The following is a 24,204-nucleotide window of genomic DNA, read 5'->3' as shown; positions in this document are numbered from 1 at the left end:
GGTTACACCCGCGATGCTTGACGGCCGTAGTCGCCAAACGGCTCGTCACGGTGCCGCACCGCATCCCGGAAGCCGTGCTCGACCGCGTCGGCGACAAACGCGTGCCCCTCGGGTGTGTGCCGAGCGGCGCCGTCGAACACGGTGCTGACCATCCTGCTGGTGGCCACACCCTGTTGCAGCAGAGCGGAATTGAGCGCGAGCTTGACCATGATCAATTGATTGACCGGCAGTGCGGCGATCCGGGCCACCAGTCGCTCGGTCCGCTCGTCGAGGTCGGCCGGCTCCGGCGCCTCCACCGCCAGGCCCCACTCGGCGGCCTGCGCGCCGGTGATGCAATCGCCGGTGAACAGCAGCCGTTTGGCCCGCTGGTCGCCGAGCCGGTGCGCCCACAGGCCCGCCGCCGGCACCCCCCACACCCGGGTGGGCGGGTAGCCGATCTTGGCGTCGGCGGCGGCGATCACCTGATCGGCGTGCAGCGCGATGTCGGTGCCGCCGGCCACGCAGTAGCCGTGGATCTTGACCACCGTCGGCTTGTCGGCATGCATCAGGCTGGCGAATCCGCGCACGAACCGGCTCATCATCTGGTAGTCGATCATCGGGTCCCACGGCTGGTTCGGTAGGTGGTTGACGGCCTGGGTCTTGCCATCTAGCACCGTGCCTTGGTATGCGCCGCCGCCCCCGGTCGACGACGACCCCTCGGCGTAGGCGGACAGGTCGAAGCCCGCACAAAACCCCTCGCCGCGGCCGGACACCAAGATGACGTGGACAGCTGGGTCGAGGTCGGCGCGTTCCACCAACGCCGAGAGCTCCAGCGGAGTGTCGGAGATGATGGCGTTGCCCTTCTCCGGCCGGTTGAAGGTGATCCGCGCAATCCGACCGGTGACCTCATAGGTCATCGTCTTCAGGTTGTCGAAGTCGACCCCCCTGATCGCGTGTGTCATCAGCGGCCGCTCAGCCTTTTACCAGCGCCCGCTCGAGGATGGGCGCGAGATCCAGACCGGCCGGCATGGTGCCGTACGCTCCGCCCCACTGGCCGCCGAGCCGAGTGGCCAGAAACGCCTCGGCGACGGCGGGATGTCCGTGGCGCACCAACAACGATCCCTGCAACGCCAGGCAGATGTCTTCGGCAATCTTGCGGGCTCGATAACCGATCGTGTCAAGATCGCCCAGTTGCGGACGCAGCCTTTCGACGTGGCCGTCCAGCCTGGGGTCCTGGCCTGCGCTGCGGGCCAGCTCGTCAAACAGCACCTCGACGCATGCGGGCCGGGTTGCCATGGCGCGCAAGGTATCTAGCGCGCTGACATTGCCCGAGCCCTCCCAGATGCCCATCAACGGCGCCTCCCGGTAGAGCCGGGGCATCCCGGAATCCTCGACATAACCGTTGCCGCCCAAGCACTCCAGCGCTTCGGCGGCGTGAGCGGTGGAGCGCTTGCACACCCAGTACTTGGCGGCCGCCAGGCCGATGCGACGCAGCAGCGCTTCGGTCTCGTTCCCGCGCACCGCGTTGTCGGTGGCACCGGCCATCCGCATTGCCACGATGGTGGCGGCCTCGGCCTCCACCGCCAGGTCGGCCAGCACGTTGCGCATCAACGGCTGGTCGATCAGGTAGGCGCCGAACGCCTTCCGATGCTGGGCATGGTGGACGGCGCGGGTTAGGCCGGTGCGCATGCTGGTGGCACTGCCCAGAGCGCAGTCCAGCCGGGTGAGGTTGACCATCTCGATGATGGTCGGCACGCCGCGGCCCTCCTCGCCCACCAGCCACGCGACGGCACCGTCGTATTCGACCTCGCTCGAGGCGTTTGCGTGGTTGCCGAGCTTGTCCTTGAGCCGCTGCAAGAACATTCGGTTGCGGGTGCCATCGGGCAGCACCCGCGGTAGCAGGAAGCACGACAGCCCGCCCGGTGCCTGCGCGAGCACCAGGAAGATGTCGCACATCGGCGCCGAAGTGAACCACTTGTGGCCGGTCAAGCTGTAGCTGCCGTCCGCATTCGGGGTCGCCTGGGTGGTGCCGGCGCGCACGTCGGAGCCGCCCTGCTTCTCGGTCATCGACATGCCGGCGGTGATGCCGGCCTTCGTGGTCGCCGGCTTCAGCTCCGGGTCGTACTCACGACTGGTCAGCAGCGGCTCGTAGACCGCGGCCAGCTCGGAGTTATACCGCAGCGCCGGAACGACGGCGTAGGTCATCGAGATGGGGCAGATATGGCCCGGCTCGACGGTCCACACCGATGTCTTGGCCGCTCGCACCACGTGCGCACCCGGGCGGTCGTCAGCCCACGGTGCGGCGTGCATGCCATGGGTGATCGCGGTACGCATCAGCTCGTGGTAGGCCGGGTCGTACTCCACCTCATCGACCCGGTACCCGTAAGCGTCGTGGGTATGCAGGATGGGCCGGTTGCGGTCTGCAAGCTCTCCCCAGCGTTGGGCTTGGCAGCTGGCAGAAATTGCCCCGACCTCGTTTACTTCATCCAGGCCCCACTGGCCACCCTCCCGGATCAGAGCCTCGATGAGCACCGGGGATGACGCGGGATTGTAGTTCCCCAAGGGCGGAACCTGGTTGGTGACGACATGCGTATCTGACATGCCACCATGTTACGTTTTTTCTACAACTGCACAAGAGAATGTAACGGATGGTGTTGTCCTCATCTGAAGTGCGCTGCAAAGAATCGCCACAGTGTCTGGGTGGCAAATGACGGCCATCGATGGCCGGCGTCATCGACGGTGAGCAGCACGACACGGCGATTGTCGGCGCATGTGGCGCCCGATGTGGTGACCGGACCTTCGGTCGTGGTATCCAGCGCGCCGCACCGGTTGACCTCGCGCCAGAACGCATTGAGATCGGGCACCGGCGGACCGTCGATGCGCGCGAACCCGGCGCCGGGCCCGCCGTGGTAGCGGACCAGCGGATCGGCCGTGCCATGGATGTGGATGACCGACACCGGACGCGGGGACTGACACGGGTCTAGTTGCGTGCCCGAAACGACGCCGATCGCCGCGAAGATGCTGGTGTTGCAGGCCAGCGTGTAGGACATGATGGCACCGTTGCTCATGCCCGTGACGTAGACCCGGGCGGGGTCGATGCTGACATTGTTGGCGATGTCGGCGACGACCGCGCGGACGAAGCCGATGTCGTCGACGCCTTCACGTGCGGGCCGGCCGCAGCAGCCTCCGCCATTGGCATTCCAAGCCCTGTGATAGCCATCGGGGTAGGCGACGAGGAACTTCTCGGAGTCGGCCAATTCGTCCCAGCCATAAGACCTTTCGGCCTGCTTGGCGCTGCCGAACCCGCCGTGCAACATGACGACCAGCGGCGCCGAGGACGGCAACCCGACGGGCTTATAAAGCCGGTAGCTGCGGCCGGCTCCATCGACATCGAGGGTGTGCACGCTATTGCCATTGCCGAAGCCCGCCGCCGACCTCGTTCCCCCCGAGCAGCCCGCGAACGCAAGCACAGCGGCGAGCAGCATGGCGACCATGCGGAGCATAAGTCAACGGTAGGTGCCGCGGGGCTTGAAGTCAGCTGCCGGTTCTTTCCCGCAGAAACGCGATGTCGTCCTTGCGACCTTGGTCGGCGGTTTCGCAGATCACCGGCGCGCCGGCCGCCTTGACGGCAGCCACCAGCAGGTCAGGATCAATCTGCCCGCTACCGAGGTTGGCGTGGCGGTCACGGCCCGAACCCGCTTCGTCCTTGGAGTCGTTGCAGTGAACCAGGTCGATTCGGCCGGTGATGGCCTTGATTCGGTCCACCGCATCGACCAGCGCCTCGCCGGCCGCCCAGGTGTGGCAGGTGTCCAGGCAAAAGCCGATGCCGGTGTCGCCGATGACGTCCCAGAGCCGGGCGATGGTGTCGAAGCGGCGCGCCATCGCGTGATCGCCGCCGGCGGTGTTTTCCAGGTAGACGGGAACCTCGGTTTCCAGCCGGTCCAGCGCCTTGCGCCAGCGCTGGAAGCCCTTGTCGATGTCGTTGTCGTCGGCGACGTGCCCACCGTGCACGATCACCGCCGCGGCGCCAATGTCGGCAGCCGCAGCACAGGTCTCTTGCAGGATCTTGCGCGACGGGATCCGTACGCGATTGTTCGCCGACGCAAGGTTGATCAGGTAGGGCGCATGCACGTAGATGGGCAGGTTCGCGGCTTTCAGCGCGGCGGCGTCGTCCCGCGGCTTGGGAGCCTTCCAGCTCTGCGGATTGCCAAGGAAGATCTGCACTACGTCAGCGCCTTCGGCGTCCGCTGCGGCTAGCGGATCGGTTGGGCTGACATGCGAACCAATGAGCACAACCCAAGTCTAGTGAGACCGGTCTGGTGAGACCCACACCCTCGGATCACGTCCGGCCAGCCGCGGCACGGGATGCTGCCGTCCGTATTCGTGGGCCCGGCGCATAAAGTGTTTCTCCTTGTGGGATACGTTTCCCCGGAGCAGCGCGTAGTCAGCGCTCGTGAAATTTGCTGCTGGTGCGGAGGATTAGGCAATGCTTAGTGTAGGGCGCGGCATCGCCGACATCACTGGTGAGGCGGCGGACTGCGGCATGCTCGGCTACGGCAAGTCCGACCAGCGCACCGCCGGCATTCACCAGCGACTGAGGTCACGGGCGTTTGTATTCCGGGACGATTCCCAGGACGGGAACGCGCGGTTGCTGCTGATTGTCGCCGAACTGCCGCTGCCCATGCAAAACGTGAATGAGGAAGTGCTGCGCCGGTTGGCCGATTTGTACGGCGATACCTACTCGGAGCACAACACACTGATCACGGCGACCCACACCCACGCCGGGCCCGGCGGATACTGCGGATACCTGCTGTACAACCTGACCACGAGCGGCTTTCGGCCGGCGACCTTTGCGGCGATCGTCGACGGAATTGTCGAATCGGTGGAACATGCGCATGCCGACGTGGCGCCCGCCGAGGTTTCGCTCTCGCACGGCGAGCTGTACGGCGCAAGCATCAATCGATCCCCGGCAGCGTTCGACCGCAACCCGCCGGCCGACAAGGCGTTCTTCCCGAAACGCGTCGACCCCCATACCACGCTCGTGCGTATCGACCGGGGCGAGACCACCGTGGGCGCGATCCATTTCTTCGCCACCCACGGCACGAGCATGACGAATCGCAACCACCTCATCTCCGGAGACAACAAGGGTTTCGCGGCCTATCACTGGGAACGCACCGTGGGCGGCGCGGATTATCTCGCCGGCCAGCCCGACTTCATCGCCGCCTTCGCACAGACGAATCCGGGCGACATGAGCCCGAATGTCGACGGGCCCCTTTCTCCCGAGGCCCCACCAGACCGGGAATTCGACAACACCCGTCGTACCGGGTTGTGCCAGTTCGAGGATGCTTTCACGCAGTTGAGCGGAGCGACGCCCATCGGCGCTGGCATTGATGCCCGGTTCACCTATGTCGATCTCGGTTCTGTGCTCGTGCGCGGCGAATACACACCAGACGGTCAGGAGCGCCGTACCGGGCGTCCGATGTTTGGCGCCGGGTGCATGGCAGGCACCGACGAGGGCCCGGGCTTCCACGGCTTTCGCCAAGGCCGAAACCCGTTCTGGGACAGACTATCCCGCGCCATGTATCGGCTGGCAAGGTCGGCGGCAGCGGCGCAGGCCCCCAAAGGCATTGTGATGCCCGCACGCCTGCCGAACCGGATACACCCCTTTGTCCAGGAGATCGTTCCCGTTCAGCTCGTGCGGATCGGTCGCCTCTATCTGATCGGTATTCCGGGCGAACCGACCATCGTCGCGGGGCTTAGGCTGCGCCGCACGGTGGCTTCGATTGTTGGCGCCGAGCTGGCCGACGTGCTCTGCGTGGGCTACACCAACGCCTACATCCATTACGTGACAACGCCCGAAGAGTATCTTGAACAGCGTTACGAGGGCGGTAGCACGTTGTTCGGTCGATGGGAACTGTGCGCCCTCATGCAGACCGTGGCCGAACTCGCCGAGGCCATGCGCGACGGCCGTCCGGTGATGCCCGGTTGCCGGCCGCGGCCCACCCGGGAGCTGAGCTGGGTGCGCGGCGCGCCGGCCGATGCCGGATCGTTCGGAGCGGTCATCGCCGAGCCCTTGGCGACGTACCGACCCGGTCAGGCCGTGGAAGCTGTATTCGTCAGCGCGCTGCCCAATAACGATCTGCGCCGCGGCGGCACCTACCTGGAAGTGGTCCGCCGGGAAGGTGCCAGCTGGGTGCGGATTGCTGACGACGGCGACTGGGCCACGAGCTTTCGCTGGCAGCGCCAAGGGCGGGCCGGATCGCATGTCAGCATTCGCTGGGATGTTCCCGGCGATACCACGCCCGGGCAATACCGCATCGTCCACCACGGCACCGCACGCGATCGCAACGGCATGCTTACAGCGTTCAGCGCGACGACGCGCGAGTTCACGGTTGGCTGACTCGGCGGCCGCAATCACCAACCCAGGCCATGCCTGGGCGTCGGCGATGGAACGCAGTGGCCTGCTGGAATGCGTGGCCGGCTTGGACGAGCAACCGTTCGGCGAATTCACGGCCGATGAACTAAACCCCGACCGGGGTTCCTCACGACGTGTCCCCCGCAGGCAGGCAGATGGCGGGATTGCCACTCATGTTGAACGGGGCGGTGGGCAGCGCCAATCTGGCGGCCAGGCCGGCGTCGTGCCCCAACGCATGCATAGTTTCCCGCGTTGGCGATGCAAGACCGGCTCATCCACCACGGCGAGCAGACGCAGAATCGCATCGCGCAGGTATTTCGCGTGCGATTCTGCGTCTGCTCGCCCACCTAGCGGTAGTCGCTGTAGCCGTAGTCGTCCAGCGGGACGGCAGCACCGGTGGCCGCACCGAAGTCCGGGCTGTAGTACTGATCCTCATACGACGGGATGGTGTACGCCGCAGCGCGGGCCTCCTCGGTGGGCTGCACCGCGATGTTGCGGTAGCGGTTGATACCGGTACCGGCCGGGATCAGCTTGCCGATGATCACGTTTTCCTTCAGACCGTTGAGCTTATCGCTGCGGCAGTTGATCGCCGCATCGGTCAGCACTCGAGTGGTCTCCTGGAACGACGCCGCCGACAGCCACGAGTCGGTGGCCAGCGACGCCTTCGTGATGCCCATCAGCACCGGACGGCCGGCCGCGGGCTCACCGCCCTCGGCCACCACCCGGCGGTTCTCTGCCTCGAACTCCGCGCGGTCGATCAGCGAGCCGGGCAAAAACTCCGTCGAGCCCGAGTCGATAATGGTCACCCGGCGCAGCATCTGGCGAACGATCACCTCGATGTGCTTGTCGTGGATCGACACACCTTGGGCGCGGTAGACCTCCTGGACCTCGCGAACCAGGTGTATCTGCACCTCGCGGGGGCCCTGCACCCGCAGCACCTCATGCGGGTCGGCCGAGCCTTCCATCAGCTGCTGGCCCACCTCGACGTGGTCACCATCGGAGAGCACCCGTTCGGAACCGTCTTCGTGCTTGAACACCCGCAGCCGCTGCCGCTTGGAGATCTTGTCGTAGACCACTTCCTCACCGCCGTCGTCAGGAACGATGGTGATCTTGTAGAACCGCTCGCCGTCCTCGAGCCGAACCCGGCCGGTGACGTCGGCGATCGGCGCCTTGCCACGCGGTACCCGGGCCTCGAACAGCTCCTGCACCCGGGGCAGACCACCGGTGATGTCCTCACCGACGCCACCCTGGTGGAAGGTGCGCATGGTCAGCTGGGTGCCGGGTTCGCCGATGGACTGGGCGGCCACGATGCCGACGGCTTCACCGATGTCGACCAGCTTGCCGGTGGCCATGGAACGCCCGTAGCAGGTCGCGCACACGCCGGTGCTGGTGGCACACGTCAGCACCGAACGCACCTTGACCTGGGTAATACCAGCAGCCAACAGAGCGTCAATCTCCGGATCGCCCAGGTCTTGACCACGCTCGACGATGACGTTGCCGGCCTCGTCGACCGCGCCGGTGCCCAGGGTCCGCGCGTAGGCCGAGGTTTCGATGTACGGGTCGCGGATCAGCGTGCCGTCGGGTGCACGCTCGGCCAGCTCGACGACGATGCCGCGCTCGGTCTGGCAGTCGTGCTCGCGCACGATCACGTCCTGGGACACGTCCACCAGACGTCGGGTCAGGTAGCCGGAGTCGGCGGTGCGCAACGCGGTGTCCGCCAAGCCCTTTCGAGCGCCGTGGGTGTTGATGAAGTACTCCAGCACGGTCAGGCCCTCACGGAAGGAGGACTTGACCGGACGCGGGATGAACTCACCCTTCGGGTTGGTCACCAGGCCCTTCATACCGGCCAGCGTTCGAGTCTGGGTGAAGTTGCCGGTGGCGCCGGAGTCGACGATGGTGATGATCGGGTTGTCGTCGGGGTAGTGCTCCCGCAACGCCTGACCGACCTCGTCGGTGGCTTCCTTCCAAATCTCCACCAGCGCCTCGTTGCGCTCGTCGTGGTTCAAAGCGCCACGCTGGAACTGCTTTTCGACCTTGTCCGCGCGCTCCTCGTAGTGGTCGAGGATCTCCTTCTTGCGCGGCGGCACCAGCACGTCGGCCATCGACACCGTCACGCCGCTGCGGGTGGCCCAGTAGAAGCCGGCGTCCTTGAGCTTGTCGACGGTCTGGGCGACCACGATCATCGGGTAGCGCTCGGCCAGGTCGTTGATGATGGCGGCCTGCACCTTCTTGTGCATCTGCTTGTTGACGAACGGATAGCCCAGCGGCAGCAGCTCGTTGAACATCACCCGGCCCAGCGTGGTCTCGGCCATCCACGCATCGCCCGGCTGCCAGCCGCTGTGGCCGAATAGCTCGGCCTCGATCTCGACCGGCGGCCGCAGCTGGGTCAGCCGCACCTTGATCTTGGCCCGCACGCTCAAGACACCGCGGTCGGCCGCCATGATCGCTTCGGCCGGCGAAGAGTAGACACCAGTCTCCGGGTGATCCCCGCTGGCCGGCTGGTATTCGCCGGTGTTCCCGGGGACCTCGGTGGTCAGGTAGTACAGCCCGGTCACCATGTCCAGCCGCGGCATGGCCAACGGACGTCCAGATGCCGGCGACAGGATGTTGTTGGAGGACAACATCAAAATGCGAGCCTCGGCCTGCGCTTCGGCGCTCAAAGGCAGATGCACGGCCATCTGGTCACCGTCGAAGTCGGCATTGAACGCCTCACACACCAACGGGTGCAGCTGAATGGCCTTGCCTTCCACCAGCATTGGCTCGAAGGCCTGGATACCCAACCGGTGCAGGGTGGGTGCGCGGTTCAGCAACACCGGGTGCTCGGCGATGACCTCTTCGAGCACATCCCACACTTGGGGGCGCTGGCGCTCCACCATGCGCTTGGCGCTCTTGATGTTCTGCGCATGGTTGAGGTCCACCAGCCGCTTCATCACGAACGGCTTGAACAGCTCCAGCGCCATCAGCTTGGGCAGACCGCACTGGTGCAGCTTGAGCTGCGGGCCGACCACGATGACGCTGCGGCCCGAGTAGTCGACCCGCTTGCCGAGCAGGTTCTGCCGGAACCGGCCCTGCTTGCCCTTGAGCAGATCCGACAGCGACTTGAGCGGACGGTTACCCGGCCCGGTGACCGGGCGACCGCGACGACCGTTGTCGAACAACGCATCCACGGACTCCTGCAGCATCCGCTTCTCGTTGTTGACGATGATTTCCGGCGCACCCAGATCGATCAGCCTTTTCAGCCGGTTGTTGCGGTTGATCACCCGGCGGTACAGGTCGTTCAAGTCGGACGTGGCGAACCGGCCACCGTCGAGCTGCACCATCGGGCGTAGCTCCGGCGGGATCACCGGGACGGCGTCGAGCACCATGCCCATCGGTGAGTTGCCCGACTGCTGAAACGCCGCAACCACCTTGAGCCGCTTGAGAGCGCGAAGCTTCTTCTGCCCCTTGCCGTTTCGGATGACCTCACGCAACGCCTCGGCTTCGGCGTCGATGTCGAAGTTCTCGATCAACTTCTGAATCGACTCCGCGCCCATCGCACCGGTGAAGTACTCGCCGTAGCGATCGACGAGTTCGCGGTAGAGGTTTTCGTCGACGATCAGCTGCTTGGGCGCCAGCTTGGTGAAAGTGCTCCAGATGTCCTCCAACCGGTCCAGCTCACGCTGCGCGCGGTCACGGATCTGGCGCATCTCGCGCTCGCCGCCGTCGCGAACCTTGCGCCGCGCATCGGCCTTGGCGCCCTCGGCCTCCAGCTCGGCCAGGTCGGCCTCCAGCTTTTGCGCCCGGGCCTCTAGTTCGCCGTCGCGCTGGTCTTCGACGGCCTTGCGCTCCACCGCCATTTCGGCCTCGAGCGTGGAGAGCTCATTGTGGCGCATCTCCTCGTCGACCGAGGTGATCACGTAGGCAGCGAAGTAGATGATCTTCTCCAGGTCCTTCGGGGCCAGGTCCAGCAGATACCCCAGCCGCGAGGGCACACCCTTGAAGTACCAGATGTGGGTGACGGGCGCGGCGAGCTCGATGTGGCCCATCCGCTCACGACGCACCTTGGCGCGGGTCACCTCGACGCCGCAGCGCTCGCAGATGATGCCCTTGAAGCGCACCCGCTTGTACTTGCCGCAGTAGCATTCCCAGTCGCGAGTCGGCCCGAAGATCTTCTCGCAGAACAGGCCGTCCTTCTCCGGCTTAAGCGTGCGGTAGTTGATCGTCTCCGGCTTTTTGACCTCGCCATAGGACCATTGCCTGATGTCCTCCGCGGTAGCAAGACCGATGCGGAGTTCATCGAAGAAGTTGACGTCGAGCACGTAACTCCCTTTCCCCTAACGGGTTTAGTAATTTTGCGACAGCTTTACGCAAGATCCTCGACACTTGCGGATTCGTTGCGGGACAGATTGATTCCCAGGTTGGCCGCGGCGCGCTCCAGGTCCTCGTCCTCACCTTCGCGCAGTTCGATCGCCGCACCGTCACTCGATAGCACCTCGACGTTGAGGCACAGCGACTGCAGTTCTTTGAGCAGCACCTTGAACGACTCGGGGATGCCCGGCTCCGGGATGTTCTCACCCTTGACGATCGCCTCGTACACCTTGACGCGGCCGACGGTGTCATCGGACTTGATGGTCAACAGCTCCTGCAGGGTGTAGGCGGCACCGTAGGCCTGCATGGCCCAGCACTCCATCTCCCCGAACCGCTGGCCACCGAACTGCGCCTTACCGCCCAGCGGCTGCTGGGTGATCATCGAGTACGGCCCGGTGGAGCGGGCGTGGATCTTGTCGTCCACCAGGTGGTGCAGCTTCATGATGTACATGTAGCCAACCGTGACCGGGTACGGGAACGGCTCGCCGCTGCGCCCGTCGAAGAGCATGGCCTTGCCGTCGGCGTCGACCAGCACGTCACCGTCGCGGTTGGGCAGCGTGCACGACAACAGGCCCTGCAGCTCGGCCTCCTGGGCGCCGTCGAACACCGGCGTCGACACAATGGCGTTCGGCTGCGCCTCGAGCAGTTCGTCGGGCAGCCTGGCGGCCCAGTCCGGAACCCCCTTGGCGGCGTCGACCTTCCAGCCGCTGTGGGCACACCAACCCAGGTGGGTCTCCAAAATCTGGCCGATGTTCATCCGTCGCGGCACGCCGTGGGTGTTCAAAATAATGTCCACCGGGGTGCCGTCGGCAAGGAACGGCATGTCCTCAACCGGCAGGATCTTGCCGATCACGCCCTTGTTGCCGTGCCGGCCGGCCAGCTTGTCACCGTCGGAGATCTTGCGTTTCTGAGCCACATACACACGCACCAGCTCGTTGACACCGGCCGGCAACTCGTCCTCGTCCTCGCGGGAAAACACCCGAATGCCGATCACCTTGCCGGATTCGCCGTGCGGCACCTTCAGCGAAGTGTCGCGCACCTCGCGGGCCTTCTCACCGAAGATGGCACGCAGCAGCCGCTCCTCCGGCGTCAGCTCGGTCTCACCCTTCGGGGTGACCTTGCCGACCAGGATGTCCCCGTCGCGAACCTCGGCACCGATGCGCACGATGCCCCGCTCATCCAGGTCGGCGAGCACCTCGTCGGAGATGTTCGGGATGTCGCGGGTGATCTCCTCCGCACCCAGCTTGGTGTCGCGAGCATCGATCTCATGCTCCTCGATGTGGATCGAGGTGAGCACGTCCTCTTCGACCAGGCGGTTGGACAGGATGATCGCGTCCTCGTAGTTGTGGCCCTCCCACGGCATGATGGCCACCAGCAGGTTCTTGCCCAGCGCCATCTCGCCGTCGTCAGTACAGGGACCGTCGGCGATCACCTGACCGGCCTCGACTCGGTCGCCCGCGTCCACGATGGGGCACTGGTTGGCGCAAGTGCCGTGGTTGGACCGGGCAAACTTGCGCATCCGGTAGGTACGCCGGGTGCCGTTGTCGTGCATCACAGTGATGTAGTCGGCCGACACCTCCTCGATGACGCCGCTTTCTTCGGCGACGACGACGTCGCCGGCGTCGATCGCCGCGCGCAGCTCCATCCCGGTGCCCACCAGCGGGGCCTCGCTACGGACCAGCGGCACCGCCTGGCGCTGCATGTTTGCCCCCATGAGGGCACGGTTGGCGTCGTCGTGCTCCAGGAATGGAATCATCGCGGTGGCCACCGACACCATCTGGCGGGGCGAGACGTCCATGTAGTCCACCTCGGACGAGGGCACGTACTCCACCTCGCCCGCCTTGCGGCGGACCAGCACGCGCGGCTCGACGAAGCGACCGTCCGCATCGATCGGCGAATTGGCCTGTGCCACCACGTGGCGGTCCTCCTCGTCGGCGGTCAGGTACACGATCTCGTCGCTAACCACGCCGTCGACCACCTTGCGGTACGGCGTTTCGATGAACCCGAACGGGTTGACCCGCGCGTACACCGACAGCGAGCCGATCAGACCGATGTTGGGCCCCTCAGGGGTTTCGATCGGGCACATCCGGCCGTAGTGCGACGGGTGCACGTCGCGGACCTCCAGCCCGGCACGCTCACGTGACAGACCGCCGGGCCCCAGCGCCGACAGTCGGCGCTTGTGGGTCAACCCCGACAGCGGGTTGTTCTGGTCCATGAATTGGCTCAGCTGGCTGGTGCCGAAGAACTCCTTGATCGCGGCGACCACCGGCCGGATGTTGATCAACGTCTGCGGTGTGATCGCCTCCACGTCCTGGGTGGTCATCCGCTCCCGGACCACCCGCTCCATCCGCGACATGCCGACCCGGATCTGGTTTTGGATCAGCTCGCCGACCGTACGCAGGCGGCGGTTGCCGAAGTGGTCGATGTCGTCGGTTTCCACCGGCACCTCGACGCCGCCCGGAACGGTCATCGTGGTCTGACCCTCGTGCAAGCGGACCAGATATTCGACGGTGGCCACGACGTCTTCTTCGGTCAGCGTCGACGACGTGATGGGCTCGCCGACATGCAGCCCGAGCTTCTTGTTGACCTTATAGCGACCGACGCGAGCCAGGTCGTAGCGCTTCTCCTTGAAGAACAAGTTTTCCAACAGCGTCTGCGCTGACTCTTTGGTCGGGGGCTCGCCCGGACGCAGCTTGCGGTAGATGTCCAACAGCGCCTCGTCGGTGCCGACGGTGTTGTCCTTCTCCAGCGTCGATCGCATGATCTCGGAGAACCCGAACCGCTCGACAATCTGCTCGCTGGTCCAGCCCAGCGCCTTGAGCAGCACGGTGACCGGTTGCCGGCGTTTGCGGTCGATGCGCACGCCGACGGTGTCGCGCTTGTCGACGTCAAACTCGAGCCACGCGCCGCGGCTCGGGATCACCTTGACGCTGTGCAGCGTCTTGTCGGTGGACTTGTCAATGGTCTCGTCGAAGTACACCCCGGGCGACCGCACCAGCTGGCTGACCACCACACGCTCGGTCCCGTTGATGATGAACGTGCCCTTCTCGGTCATCATCGGGAAGTCACCCATGAACACCGTCTGACTCTTGATCTCACCGGTGTTGTTGTTGATGAACTCGGCGGTGACGAACAGTGGAGCCGCGTACGTCATGTCCTTGTCTTTGCACTCGTCGACGGGTGCCTTGACATCGTCGAAACGAGGGTCAGAGAACGACAACGACATCGACCCGGAGAAGTCCTCGATCGGAGACAGCTCGTAGAGCACCTCTTCCAGGCCACCCACTGGGTTGACATCACCCCGCTCGGCGGCGGATTCGCGCCAGCGCGGCGAACCGATCAGCCACTCGAACGAATCGGTCTGGACGTCAAGGAGTCCCGGAACCTCAAGTGGTTCGCGCAGCTTAGCAAAGGAGACCCGGTTTGGCGCTCCGGGTACGGAGTTATTCGAGGAACTTTGCGGGCGACTCGGACTAGGACTAGCGGCTGTTTTGCTCTGGCGGGAATCTGCCAAGATGCATCCTTCCAGCACTTCATGCGACCAACGAGAGCCCTTAGAGGAGCGGTGCCCACGGGCCCGTTCGCCGCGATAATTTTGTCGGTTTCGGCCGGCGAACGATCTGTCCGGATCTCACGCACGCAACTAAACCGCTGAGCCGCAAACTGGGCTCAGACTAAGACCACGGTGTCAAGTGGCGGGTGAGGTGGGCAGGAAGTAGCCAGCGCAACGTCCAACAATAGCGCAGGACGGCGCATTCCTCAAATACCCGGCAATAACCATCCCCGGATATCGGCGCTAGCTGGCGATCTCGACTTCCTTTGGCCACATGCGGCGCATGCTGCCCAACAGATTGACCCGTTTAGCGTCTGCCGTCAAGTCCTCGCGTTGACTCACCCACAATGCGCGCATAGCGCCCTTCGTTGCCTCAGGTGAGAATGCCCGCGTAGCGGCTTGCCAAGGCTGCGAGTGCGGTCTGGGGCAGTAGCTCCAGATGGATGCGGTCGAATCGATCAATCCGCCGTGCAACGACAGCTCCTGGCCCTCACCAGCGAGCTGCTCACGCTCACCACGAACAAAGCTGGACCCACACCCAAAGCTCCCCGGGCATCATCACGCTTCACGGGCATCGTGACGTCAGGCATCAGGCAGGGTGCAGCGGCACCTTCTTCAGTCCTCGGTGTCACACCTTGATCTCCGATAAAGCGGGACACGCGCACGCAATCTTGTCGAAGTCGGCATCTCGGGTGACCAGGGGAAGGCCATGCTCGATCGCGGTTGCCGCAATGAGAGCGTCGGTCAACTTCACCGACCGCCGCACGCCCGCGGCTCGGCAGTCCGCGACGAGTCGAGCCAACGAAATCATCACCGCTTCACTGACAGGGATCTGATCGGCCGTGCGCGCTAGCGCGAGGGTGTCGGCGCGTCGTGATCGGGTCGCCGAATCGCCAGCATTGAGCACACCGAGTTGCAGCTCACCGATCGTCATAACCGAAAGCGCCACGCGTTCAGGCAGGTCCGCGATTGCACCGCCGCTCTCGCGCGCAATAAAGACCGACGTATCTAGCAGGCCTACCCCGACCTCGCCCTCGGTCACAGGTCGTCGAGGGTATGACCGGCCAAGTCGTTGAGTTCATCGGTGAGGCGCGGGTCGGCCGAGCGCTTGGCGAGCTCATCGCGCAGATGCGCCCCGACAGCCAGCGGATGCGGCGCCGATGCGGCACGATATCGGCGACCGGCTCCCCATGTACCGTGAGAGTCACCTGCACCCCGGCCTTGACCGCATCGACCACCTGACTTGTGCGATTTCGCAGATCCCGCACACCCACCTCCATGTGCGACAGCGTGGCACCGTGACTTTTCCATCGCCGTCCCCTCCCCGTTTGACTGTGCGGCCCTATTGGCGCGCCAGCGCGATGCGGATCGCGTGCTCCGGGTCGACCAGATGGCCCGCAGCAGCGGCGGCCTCGGCGATCGCGAGCTGCACGCCCTTGATCCGCCCGTTGAACGCGTTACTCCCCGGGGCATAGTCGGGTGAGACGGGCGAGCCCGAATCCATGCCGACATCGCAGCCGTCGTCGGCCGAGAAGACGATGGCAAGGGTGGCTTCGACATGTCCTTCGCCGACCTGTTGGCCGTCGACATAAAGAGTTACCTCGCCGCCCTTGCCCAAACCGCCACCGGCATAAGCGAATTCCATGCGCACCTGATGGGCGCCGGCCGGCAGCGGGTCGGCGGACTCGGCGTAGAAGTGCTTGATGCCACCCAGGTTGTAGCAGTACTTGAGCTTGCCGTCGTTGGCATACAGGCTCCAGCCGCCGATGCTGGCGCCCTGCGCGACGATCACGCCCTCAGCACCGGTCTCGGGCACCTCGATCTCAGCGGTCACCGTGTGCGATTTGTTCTTGAGGTTGAGCACACAGTTCTCCGACAACCGGCCCATGTTCGAAAACAGCACCTGGGTGTTGCCCCTGATCAGCACCGGCCTGCCCGCCAGATCGGGGTTGATCCGGCCGGTGGTGTCGTCGTCCAGCGGCAGCACGTTGTAGCGCGTCGCCTCGATCAGCCACAGCCGCTGTAGCTCATGCAGCTTTTCCGGCATCTCCTTGGCCAAGTCTTTGGCCTGGCTCCAATCCTTGGTGGTGTCGTAGAGCTCCCACACGTCGTCGTCGAACGCCACGGTCTGCTCGCCAACCAAAATCCACGGCGTCTTGTGCTTGGTCACCGCGGTCCAACCCTTGTGGTAGATGCCCCGGTTTCCGAACATCTCGAAATATTGCGTCTCGTGTCGATCCGGCGCCTGCGCGTCGTCGAACGAATAGGCCATGCTGACCCCTTCGATGGGGTGTTGCTGCACGCCGTTGACGAATAACGGTTCCGGCAACCCCGCCGCCTCCAGGATGGTCGGCGCCACGTCGATGACGTGGTGAAACTGCCAGCGCATCTCCCCCTTGGCGGCAATTCCGTTGGGCCAGTGCACAATCGTGCCGTTACGCGTGCCACCCCAGTGCGAGGCCACTTGTTTGGTCCACTGATAGGGGGTATCCATCGCATGCGCCCAACCCACCGAATAGTGGTTGTAGGACTCCGGCCCGCCGAACTTGTCGAGCCGGTCGGTCATGAACCGCGGCGTCTCGATGTCGGCCAGGCCGTTGAAGTTCAACATCTCGTTGTAGGTGCCGTTGATCGTGCCCTCGGCCGAGGCGCCGTTGTCGCCGATGATGTAGAACACCAGCGTGTCGTCGAGCACACCGAGGCGCTGCAGGCCGTCGACGAGCCGGCCGACGTGGTGGTCGGTGTATTCCAGAAAGCCCGCGTAGACCTCCATCTGCCGGCATAGCACGGGTTTGAGGTCCTCCGGCATGTCGTCCCACGCCGGGATTTCGGCGTGCCGCGCGGTCAGCTGGCAGTCCGCCGGGATCACCCCGAGTTCCTTTTGCCGGGCGAAGGTTTCCTCTCGCAGTGCGTCCCAGCCCACATCGAAGCGGCCCCGGTACTTGTCGGCCCACTCCCGCGGAACGTGGTGGGGCGCGTGGGTGGCGCCCGGGGCGAAGTACACGAAGAACGGCCGGTCGGGGGCCAGTGCCTTCTGCTGTCCGATCCAGCCGAGGGCCTTGTCGGTCATGTCCGCCATGAAATGGTAACCCTCCTCGGGCGTGCGGTTCACCTCGACCGGCGTGGTGCCCTCGTACAGACTCGGATACCACTGGTTAGCCTCGCCACCGATAAACCCGTAGAAGTATTCGAAACCACCGCCGCCGCTGGGCCACGCGTCGAACGGCCCGACCGGGCTGGTCTGCCAGACCGGGACTTCGTGGCACTTGCCGAACTGGGCGGTGTTGTAGCCGTTGAGCTTTAGCGTCCGCGCGATCGGCGACATGGTGTTCGGTAGTACTGAGCTGTATCCCGGTGCACCGGTGGCGATTTCGGTGATACCGCCCATGCCGGCGGAGTGATGGTTGCGTCCAGTTAACAACGCCTGACGCGTCGGCGAGCACAGCGCGGTGGTGTGAAACCGGTTGTACCGCAACCCGTTACCGGCAAGCAGTTCCGCCGTCGACGTCCTGCATGGGCCTCCGAACGCGCTCGACGCACCGAACCCGACATCGTCAAGCAGGATCAGCAACACATTCGGGGCACCCGCCGGTGGGCGCAGCTGCTCGATCGGCGGATAGGTGCTGTCGGGATCCTTCGCGTCATACGTGATCAGCCCGGTGCGAGCAGCACTGGGAATCGGCAGATGCGTTCTTGGCTGCGGCATTGTTCCTCCCTAATACGCGTGCCTATCGACGCTACAACCGCAGCGTCTGGGCCGTCCGCGGGTCAACGCGACCGCAATGGCAGCCGCCGCCCAAATTTCAGCATGCTAAATGTATGAGCATGCGTCTCGCGCATCGGCTCCAGATCCTGCTCGACGACGAGTGCCACCGCCGCATCACCGCGGTGGCGCGCGAGCGAGGCGTCCCGGTCGCAACCGTCGTGCGCGAGGCCATTGATCGAGGCCTCGTCAGCCCCGCCGGTCGCCGCAAGTCCGCGGGCAGGCGCCTGCTCGACGCCGCCGACATGCCCGTTCCCGAGCCGCGGGAGCTGAAGCAGGAGCTCGAGGCCCTCCGGGCGCGCCGCGGATGATAGTGCTCGACACCACCGTCCTCGTCTATGCCAAAGGCGCTGAGCATCCACTCCGCGATCCCTGCCGCGATCTCGTCGCGGCAATCGCCGACGAACGCATCGCTGCGACCACCACCGCCGAGGTGATCCAGGAGTTCGTCCACGTACGCACCCGCCGGCGCGACCGCAGCGACGCCGCCGCGCTGGGCCGTGACTATGCCGAACTGCTCTCGCCGCTGCTCACCATCAATCGAGGCCACCTCGAAGCGCGGCCTGACGCTGTTCGAGACAACGCCAGGGCTTGAAGCCTGCGACGCGGTGCTCGCGGCGGTTGCCGCAAGCGCCGGCGCGACCGCTCTTGTCTCGGCTGACCCGGCGTTCGCCGATCTGTCGGATGTCGTGCACGTCATTCCCGACGCGGCCGGGATGGTCAGCCTGCTCGGCGACCGCTGACGGCCCCGGGCGAGCAGTCGCAAAAGCCCCCGCACGCCCGGCGTGTCGGGGGCTTTGACGTCTGCTCGCCGGCCGACAACGTCATACGCTCTAAACTCGATGTATGACGATGCTCAGCTTCCGCGCCGACGACCACGACGTCGACCTGGCCGACGCGTGGGCGCGTCGCCTACACATCGGCCGCTCCGAGCTGCTGCGCGATGCGCTGCGACGTCACTTGGCCGCGCTGGCCGCGGACCAGGATGTCCAGGCCTACACCGAGCGACCGTTGACGGACGACGAGAACGCACTGGCTGAGATCGCCGACTGGGGGCCGGCGGAGGACTGGGCCGACTGGGCCGATGCGGCGCGGTGAATTGTGGTTTGCCGCCACACCTGGTGGTGACAGACCAGTACTTGTCCTTACCAGAGATCCGGTGGCAGACCGCATCGGCGCGGTCGTTGTGGTGGCCCTAACCCGCACCCGCCGAGGCCTGGTGTCGGAATTGGAGCTCACGGCCGCCGAAGACCGTGTTCCGAGCGACTGCGTCGTCAACTTCGACAACATTCATACGTTGCCACGCACCGCATTCCGACGCCGCATCACCCGGCTGTCCCCGGCCCGCCTGCACGAAGCCTGTCAAACACTCCGGGCGAGCACGGGGTGTTGAGCGGGGGCTGGTTGCACGTGGCCACCCGAACCGACTGATGAGCGCGTCAGCAAGCCCACGATATGGTCGGTTCGGCGACACATCCGTCGGTCCGGATCAACACGGCGGTGAGAGTTGAGACCGTGGCAAGCACCGGAAGTTGCCAGTCGCCAACATATTTCGCGTCGATCGACCGAACCCGATCCGCCCGACGAGGTACCGCGCGCGTAGCAGCCGGCCGTCCGCCGGCTCGACGTCAGCGCCGGTGGCGGTGACACTTCGATACCGTCGGAGCCGTGGAAGCGGGCCGTGCCGATACCGTAGCCCCCAGTCACCGCTGGGGACTTGGGGCCTTCTTGGTCGTCGAGCTGGTATTCCTGGTCGCCTCGACTTCGTTAGCGGTTGTCCTTACCGGTCACGGCCCGGTGTCTGCCGGGGTGCTGGCCCTTGCGCTAGCCGCCCCCACGGTGGTCGCCGCCGGGCTGGCCATCCTCATCACCAGGCTCCGCGGCAACGGCCCCCGCACCGACTTGCGGCTGCGCTGGTCGTGGCGCGGACTGCGGCTCGGGTTGATGTTCGGTTTCGGCGGAATGCTGGTCACGATTCCGGCGTCGCTGGTCTACACCGCTATCGTTGGGCCAGAAGCGAATTCCGCTGTAGTAAGGATTTTCGGTGGCGTTCGGGCGTCCTGGCCGTGGGCGCTGGTCGTCTTTCTGGTCGTGGTGTTCGTCGCGCCACTGTGCGAAGAGATCATCTACCGCGGGCTGCTCTGGGGTGCTGTGGATCGGCGCTGGGGTCGGTGGGCGGCGCTGGTGGTTACCACCGTGGTCTTCGCATTGGCCCATCTCGAGTTCGCCCGAGCTCCACTGCTGGTAGTGGTGGCCATCCCGATCGCGCTGGCACGGTTCTATTCCGGCGGTCTACTGGCCAGCATCGTCACGCACCAAGTGACCAACCTATTGCCCGGGATCGTATTGCTGCTTGGTCTGACTGGCGCCATATCGTTGCCCTGAGCAGGCGCGAGACGGTCTCCTCGCGATGTTGGTTACGTATGTTTATGTGATATGTCTTCAACATAGGAGGCCGTCGTGTCGGTGACCCAGATCGACCTCGACGACGAAGCGCTGGCCGAGGTGATGCGCATCGCCGCAGTGCACACAAAGAAGGAAGCCGTGAACCTCGCGATGCGCGATTACGTCGAACGGTTTCGGCGCATCGAGGCCCTGGCCCGCTCGCGCGAGCAGGCGAAAGGCTGGGACTACAAGGGCTGGGTGGCCGCGCGGGACGACGAGAAGGCCCTGGGGATTTGATCTATTTCCTGGTGGATTCCTCAGCGGTTTGGCGGCTGCAACGACAACCGGAACCCACCGAGGCCTGGAACTCCGCGCTGCTCAGCGGGCCGTCGGGTCGTGCGAACCGCAACGAGCCGAGTTCTGCCGATCAGCGCGGAATGCGGACGAGTTCGACCAGATGAGCCGGATGTTTGGTGACGTCTACCCCGATGTGCCAGTGCCGAAATCCGTGTGGCGGTGGATCGATTCGGCACAGCACCGCCTCGCCCGGGCGGGAGCGGTGGGTGCCCTGTCGGTTGTCGATCTGCTGATCTGCGACACTGCGGCGGCCAGGGGCCTAGTAGTCCTCCACGACGATGCCGACTACGAACTCGCAGAGCGTCACCTTCCCGACATCAGAGTGCGGAGGGTCGTCAGCGCCGACGACTAGCGGTTTCCTCTGGAGAAGGCAGGACAAGGAGACACGCATGGCTGATGTGCCGCTCGATACACGAGAGCGCCTCGAAATGTGTGATCCACTCGACGAGCCCGGCTCTTCCCACGCTGCTCGAGGGCCGTCGCCTGTGCGTCGGTGACGGCCTGACATGTCTGGATTGTGCTCCGGGAGCGCCTTGATCAGCGGCCCAAGCACTTCGCGGACTGTGCCACCTACGCGAGCCGCCAACGGAAGGTCGGCAGCAGATACAAACGTTGCGTGATCAGCTCCCGAACAGGCGCCGCCTCCAGCGGCCGACCCGATTCGGTCTCCGGGTGGTATGCGGCAAGTTACGCGAAATCATCCGATTGCGGCGGTCCGGCGGTCGCATCGCCGCGCGCCTTACTGGCCGATTTCGTGCACCGCGTACTTGTGCGTGCCCTCGAGATCGTCGAGGATCGCCGCCTGGGCCTTTTTGGGCAGCGTGTGCAACATCTCGCGAACCCGAGCCTGACGCCGGGCGACCGCTTTGCGCTCCGGCATGCCCGGTGTCGCGCTGATCTGCGGCGGCACGCCCTCGATTTCCTCGACACCGCCCGCGTGGTGGCCGGCATCGAGCAGGGCCTGCTCTTCGGCCATGGTGGCCTCGTCCTTCTCCTCGGACATGCCGATCGGGCCGATGCGCCGGCCGTTGAGGAACTGCCGCACCACCGGCTCGTCGCTGGTGAGTAGCACCTCCCGCGGCCCGAACATCACCAAATGCTTGCGGAACAACATGCCCATGTTGTCCGGCACGGTGCGGGCGATGTTGATGTTGTGCGTCACGATCAGGATGGTGGCGTCGATCTGGGCGTTGATGTCCATGATCAGCTGGCTCAGGTAGGCGGTACGAACCGGGTCCAGACCCGAGTCGGGCTCGTCGCAGAGAATGATCTGCGGGTCAAGGACCAGGGCACGCGCAAGGCCGGCACGCTTACGCATCCCGCCGGAGATCTCGCCGGGGAACTTCTTCTCGTCCCCACCCAGGCCGACTAGGGCCAGCTTCTCCATGACGATGTCACGGATCTCGCTTTCCTTTTTCTTGGTGTGCTCACGCAACGGGAACGCGGTGTTGTCGTAGAGGTTCATCGACCCGAACAGGGCACCGTCCTGAAACAGCACGCCGAACAATGTGCGGATCTCGTAAAGCTCCTTGGCCGAGCATTCGATGATGTCGGTGCCGTCGATGATGATCGAGCCGCGCTCCGGCCGCAGGAGGCCGATCAGAGATTTCAGAAACACCGATTTGCCGGTACCCGATGGGCCCAGCAGCACGCTGACCTCCCCGGCGGGGATCGTTAGCGTGACATCTTCCCAGATCCTCGAGGACCCGAAGGACTTCGTTAGTCCGTTGACCTCGATGCTGACGCCCATGGGAAACCCTTCTGTCGACGCTCGTGGCTGCCACCGGCCCGTTGTGTGGTATGAGTCACTGTATCGCACCCGAGGCGCCGTCAGGTGGTCGGCGCCCAGTTGCCGTGGAAGCCCATCGGCACACGCTGTGGCAGGTGCACGGTGGCGATCGACTCGAGAGTCTGGGCATCCAGCAAGAGCAGCTGGCCTTCGTCGCGGCCGCGGTGCCAGCCGTAGCCCATGAGAATCCCGTCATCTTCTGCACGCGCCGACGGGTTCGGCACGAACACCATCTCGCCGATCAGCAGGTCGGGATCGAGCGAGGCGACCGTGCTGGACCCGGTCACGCAGTCCTGTTTATACAGCGGAGTCGACAACGCAGCGCCGGCGCCGACGAGAAACCCACCCTCGATGCCGACGGTGTAGGCGAAGCGATGCGGCCCACCCACCAGAGTCTCGTTGATGCGGGGAAACTCCTGCGCCCGATCGTCGCGGCATTCGGCGGTCACCGCACCGGTCGCCAGGTTGATGGTCCAGCGATCCAGCGAGGGCCGGCTGTCACCGCCGGGACCCCGCCGGTCGCGATCAAACATCCGTGAGTAGCGCACCACGTCCAACACCAGCACCTCAGCGCCGTTCCGGCACTCCGAGTAGGCGTTAAGTGGGTGGTATACGTAGCAGGGTTCGATGTCGAACCACCGCACGTCCTCGTTGCCACCCTCGCGCGGCATGACACCGACGCGCGCCGGGTAGCTGGGGTTCCAGGCGTACGGGAGGCGATCGGAGTGACCCTGCATCCGGTTGCCCAACGCCGCTATCGGGTCGGGGATGCGGACACGGCCCAGGACCGACTGGATCACCAACCTGGCGGGCCGTCGCAGCCAGCGTGGCACGGACGCCGGCACCACCTGCATTGGGTCGAAGGTCACCGGCAGGTCGTAGATCACCACGTAGTTGTCGGTCAGGGAGAAGCTGTGCATCATCGGCGATCCCGCCACCTCGATATCGACCGTCCGACGAGCGTGTCCGTCGGTGCCGATCACCGAGTACTGCACTCTGTGTCCGCGGACGAACGAGTAGGACACCGCGTGCAGTTCACCCGTGTGCGGATCACGCTGCGGATGGGCGGTGTAACCGCCGTGCAGGGTGCCGTCGAAGTCGCAGGGTCCCACGGTGTCCAGCTCATCGGTGAGTTCGTAGTTGACCACGCCGGCCTCAACCAAGGCCAGGGTGCGTCCGGCGTGGGTCAGCACGTTGGTGTTGGGACCGCCCTCGATAATCCCGGTGCGCGGGTGAGGCCGGGCCGAAATGGGCTCGCCCAGGGCGGCGCACACCGCGGGTGTGCGGACCCAGCGATTGCGATACCAGCGGGCCTTCCCGTCGCGCAGCGCGACTCCGTGCACCATGGCGTCGCCGGTGAACCAGTGGTAGGTGGCCGGGTCGACCTCCGCGACCGGGTTGGGGCCGTTACGCAGATAACGCCCGTCGAGGTGTTCCGGAATGCGGCCGGTGACCGGCAGGTCGGTGGCAGTTACCTCGGTGCTCACCGGCGCCAGGAAGCCCTCGAGATATGGGTTTTGGGATTCGGCGGCTTGTGCGGTGGTCATGCCGATCTCCTATAACATTGTTATTACACTGATATTGGAACGGTACGCCCTTGGTGAGAACATGGCAAG

At 65.1% G+C, this 24,204-nt stretch carries 17 protein-coding genes and 4 pseudogenes; 8 read left to right on the top strand and 13 right to left on the bottom strand.

Annotation, left to right across the window (positions count from 1 at the left end):
• Positions 1-2: 2 nt before the first annotated feature.
• The 4 genes from MCAN_RS03495 to MCAN_RS03480 are packed head-to-tail and all read right to left on the bottom strand — an operon-like array spanning position 3 to position 4,272.
• The gene (locus tag MCAN_RS03495) at positions 3-941 is read right to left on the bottom strand and encodes a crotonase/enoyl-CoA hydratase family protein (protein WP_014000354.1); all 939 of its coding nucleotides are present in this window, start codon (positions 939-941) and stop codon (positions 3-5) included.
• Positions 942-951: 10 nt separating this feature from the next.
• On the bottom strand, positions 952-2,580 hold the full coding sequence (locus MCAN_RS03490) for an acyl-CoA dehydrogenase family protein (RefSeq protein ID WP_014000353.1): 1,629 nt from the start codon (positions 2,578-2,580) through the stop codon (positions 952-954).
• A gap of 59 nt (positions 2,581-2,639) precedes the next feature.
• Positions 2,640-3,482 carry an alpha/beta hydrolase family esterase gene (locus MCAN_RS03485; RefSeq protein ID WP_014000352.1) on the bottom strand — a complete coding sequence of 281 codons (843 nt, stop codon included), beginning with the start codon at positions 3,480-3,482 and terminating at the stop codon, positions 2,640-2,642.
• Between the two features lie 31 nt (positions 3,483-3,513).
• Entirely contained in the window at positions 3,514-4,272 is a 759-nt protein-coding gene (locus MCAN_RS03480; RefSeq protein ID WP_014000351.1) for a deoxyribonuclease IV, read from the bottom strand.
• Between the two features lie 193 nt (positions 4,273-4,465).
• Here MCAN_RS03480 and MCAN_RS03475 point away from each other — a divergent pair, with 193 nt between their 5' ends.
• Positions 4,466-6,379 (top strand): neutral ceramidase, encoded by a 1,914-nt coding sequence (locus MCAN_RS03475; protein ID WP_014000350.1) that lies wholly within the window; start codon positions 4,466-4,468, stop codon positions 6,377-6,379.
• On the opposite strand, the pseudogene MCAN_RS23915 reads toward MCAN_RS03475, so the two are convergent.
• From MCAN_RS23915 to atsD, 7 genes and pseudogenes are all read right to left on the bottom strand, one after another.
• A pseudogene (locus MCAN_RS23915) lies at positions 6,366-6,665 on the bottom strand (amidase family protein); the annotation flags it as partial. The gene MCAN_RS03475 and the pseudogene MCAN_RS23915 overlap by 14 nt on opposite strands.
• A 76-nt stretch (positions 6,666-6,741) precedes the next feature.
• Positions 6,742-10,692, bottom strand: a complete 3,951-nt coding sequence (locus MCAN_RS03465) for a DNA-directed RNA polymerase subunit beta' (protein ID WP_014000349.1) — start codon at positions 10,690-10,692, stop codon at positions 6,742-6,744.
• A 44-nt stretch (positions 10,693-10,736) separates the two neighbouring features.
• Positions 10,737-14,255, bottom strand: a complete 3,519-nt coding sequence (gene rpoB / locus MCAN_RS03460) for a DNA-directed RNA polymerase subunit beta (protein ID WP_014000348.1) — start codon at positions 14,253-14,255, stop codon at positions 10,737-10,739.
• A gap of 497 nt (positions 14,256-14,752) precedes the next feature.
• The gene (locus tag MCAN_RS03455) at positions 14,753-14,926 is read right to left on the bottom strand and encodes a hypothetical protein (protein WP_014000346.1); all 174 of its coding nucleotides are present in this window, start codon (positions 14,924-14,926) and stop codon (positions 14,753-14,755) included.
• Positions 14,927-15,012: 86 nt separating this feature from the next.
• Positions 15,013-15,336: pseudogene (locus MCAN_RS03450) on the bottom strand (PIN domain-containing protein); the annotation flags it as partial.
• A complete protein-coding gene (locus MCAN_RS03445; RefSeq protein ID WP_162139306.1) occupies positions 15,248-15,574 on the bottom strand; it encodes a type II toxin-antitoxin system Phd/YefM family antitoxin in 327 nt (108 codons plus the stop codon). The gene MCAN_RS03445 and the pseudogene MCAN_RS03450, both read right to left, overlap by 89 nt.
• A 62-nt stretch (positions 15,575-15,636) precedes the next feature.
• Positions 15,637-18,000 (bottom strand): arylsulfatase AtsD, encoded by a 2,364-nt coding sequence (gene atsD / locus MCAN_RS03440; RefSeq protein ID WP_014000343.1) that lies wholly within the window; start codon positions 17,998-18,000, stop codon positions 15,637-15,639.
• Positions 18,001-18,113: 113 nt separating this feature from the next.
• On the opposite strand from atsD, the gene MCAN_RS03435 reads away from it, so the two are divergent.
• The 7 genes and pseudogenes from MCAN_RS03435 to MCAN_RS03405 all read left to right on the top strand — a co-directional run bounded on the left by MCAN_RS03435 (position 18,114) and on the right by MCAN_RS03405 (position 21,151).
• The gene (locus tag MCAN_RS03435) at positions 18,114-18,368 is read left to right on the top strand and encodes an antitoxin (RefSeq protein ID WP_162139305.1); all 255 of its coding nucleotides are present in this window, start codon (positions 18,114-18,116) and stop codon (positions 18,366-18,368) included.
• A pseudogene (locus tag MCAN_RS03430) lies at positions 18,365-18,800 on the top strand (type II toxin-antitoxin system VapC family toxin). Before MCAN_RS03435 ends, MCAN_RS03430 begins: the two are co-directional and overlap by 4 nt.
• 109 nt (positions 18,801-18,909) lie before the next feature.
• The gene (locus MCAN_RS03425) at positions 18,910-19,155 is read left to right on the top strand and encodes a ribbon-helix-helix protein, CopG family (RefSeq protein WP_003403381.1); all 246 of its coding nucleotides are present in this window, start codon (positions 18,910-18,912) and stop codon (positions 19,153-19,155) included.
• On the top strand, positions 19,142-19,450 hold the full coding sequence (locus tag MCAN_RS03420) for a type II toxin-antitoxin system PemK/MazF family toxin (protein WP_014000341.1): 309 nt from the start codon (positions 19,142-19,144) through the stop codon (positions 19,448-19,450). The genes MCAN_RS03425 and MCAN_RS03420 overlap by 14 nt, the downstream gene beginning before the upstream one ends.
• 275 nt (positions 19,451-19,725) lie before the next feature.
• Entirely contained in the window at positions 19,726-20,442 is a 717-nt protein-coding gene (locus MCAN_RS03415; protein ID WP_003403371.1) for a CPBP family intramembrane glutamic endopeptidase, read from the top strand.
• Positions 20,443-20,517: 75 nt separating this feature from the next.
• Positions 20,518-20,670 (top strand): annotated as a pseudogene (locus tag MCAN_RS03410) (type II toxin-antitoxin system VapB family antitoxin); the annotation flags it as partial.
• 97 nt (positions 20,671-20,767) lie between these two features.
• Entirely contained in the window at positions 20,768-21,151 is a 384-nt protein-coding gene (locus MCAN_RS03405) for a ribonuclease VapC6 (RefSeq protein WP_003403365.1), read from the top strand.
• A gap of 387 nt (positions 21,152-21,538) precedes the next feature.
• On the opposite strand, the gene MCAN_RS03400 is transcribed toward MCAN_RS03405, so the two are convergent.
• Positions 21,539-22,549, bottom strand: coding sequence for an ABC transporter ATP-binding protein (locus tag MCAN_RS03400; protein ID WP_003911248.1), 1,011 nt, complete (start codon positions 22,547-22,549; stop codon positions 21,539-21,541).
• An 80-nt stretch (positions 22,550-22,629) separates the two neighbouring features.
• Positions 22,630-24,135 (bottom strand): carotenoid cleavage oxygenase, encoded by a 1,506-nt coding sequence (locus MCAN_RS03395; RefSeq protein ID WP_014000339.1) that lies wholly within the window; start codon positions 24,133-24,135, stop codon positions 22,630-22,632.
• Between the last annotated feature and the right edge of the window lie 69 nt (positions 24,136-24,204).

It is taken from the genome of Mycobacterium canetti CIPT 140010059 (assembly GCF_000253375.1).
In the GTDB taxonomy this organism is placed as follows: Bacteria; Actinomycetota; Actinomycetes; order Mycobacteriales; family Mycobacteriaceae; genus Mycobacterium; species Mycobacterium tuberculosis.
The sequence above is the reverse complement of the archived record's forward strand: the minus strand, read 5'-3'. Positions and strand labels throughout refer to the sequence as shown.

Coding starts and splice junctions, on each gene's coding strand:
- MCAN_RS03435 (WP_162139305.1), top strand. CDS start 18,114: ATGAGCATGCGTCTCGCGCATCGGCTCCAGATCCTGCTCGACGACGAG.
- MCAN_RS03490 (WP_014000353.1), bottom strand. CDS start 2,580: ATGTCAGATACGCATGTCGTCACCAACCAGGTTCCGCCCTTGGGGAAC.
- MCAN_RS03395 (WP_014000339.1), bottom strand. CDS start 24,135: ATGACCACCGCACAAGCCGCCGAATCCCAAAACCCATATCTCGAGGGC.
- MCAN_RS03485 (WP_014000352.1), bottom strand. CDS start 3,482: ATGCTCCGCATGGTCGCCATGCTGCTCGCCGCTGTGCTTGCGTTCGCG.
- atsD (WP_014000343.1), bottom strand. CDS start 18,000: ATGCCGCAGCCAAGAACGCATCTGCCGATTCCCAGTGCTGCTCGCACC.
- MCAN_RS03420 (WP_014000341.1), top strand. CDS start 19,142: ATGCGGCGCGGTGAATTGTGGTTTGCCGCCACACCTGGTGGTGACAGA.
- MCAN_RS03445 (WP_162139306.1), bottom strand. CDS start 15,574: ATGGAGGTGGGTGTGCGGGATCTGCGAAATCGCACAAGTCAGGTGGTC.
- MCAN_RS03400 (WP_003911248.1), bottom strand. CDS start 22,549: ATGGGCGTCAGCATCGAGGTCAACGGACTAACGAAGTCCTTCGGGTCC.
- MCAN_RS03495 (WP_014000354.1), bottom strand. CDS start 941: ATGACACACGCGATCAGGGGGGTCGACTTCGACAACCTGAAGACGATG.
- MCAN_RS03425 (WP_003403381.1), top strand. CDS start 18,910: ATGCTCAGCTTCCGCGCCGACGACCACGACGTCGACCTGGCCGACGCG.
- MCAN_RS03475 (WP_014000350.1), top strand. CDS start 4,466: ATGCTTAGTGTAGGGCGCGGCATCGCCGACATCACTGGTGAGGCGGCG.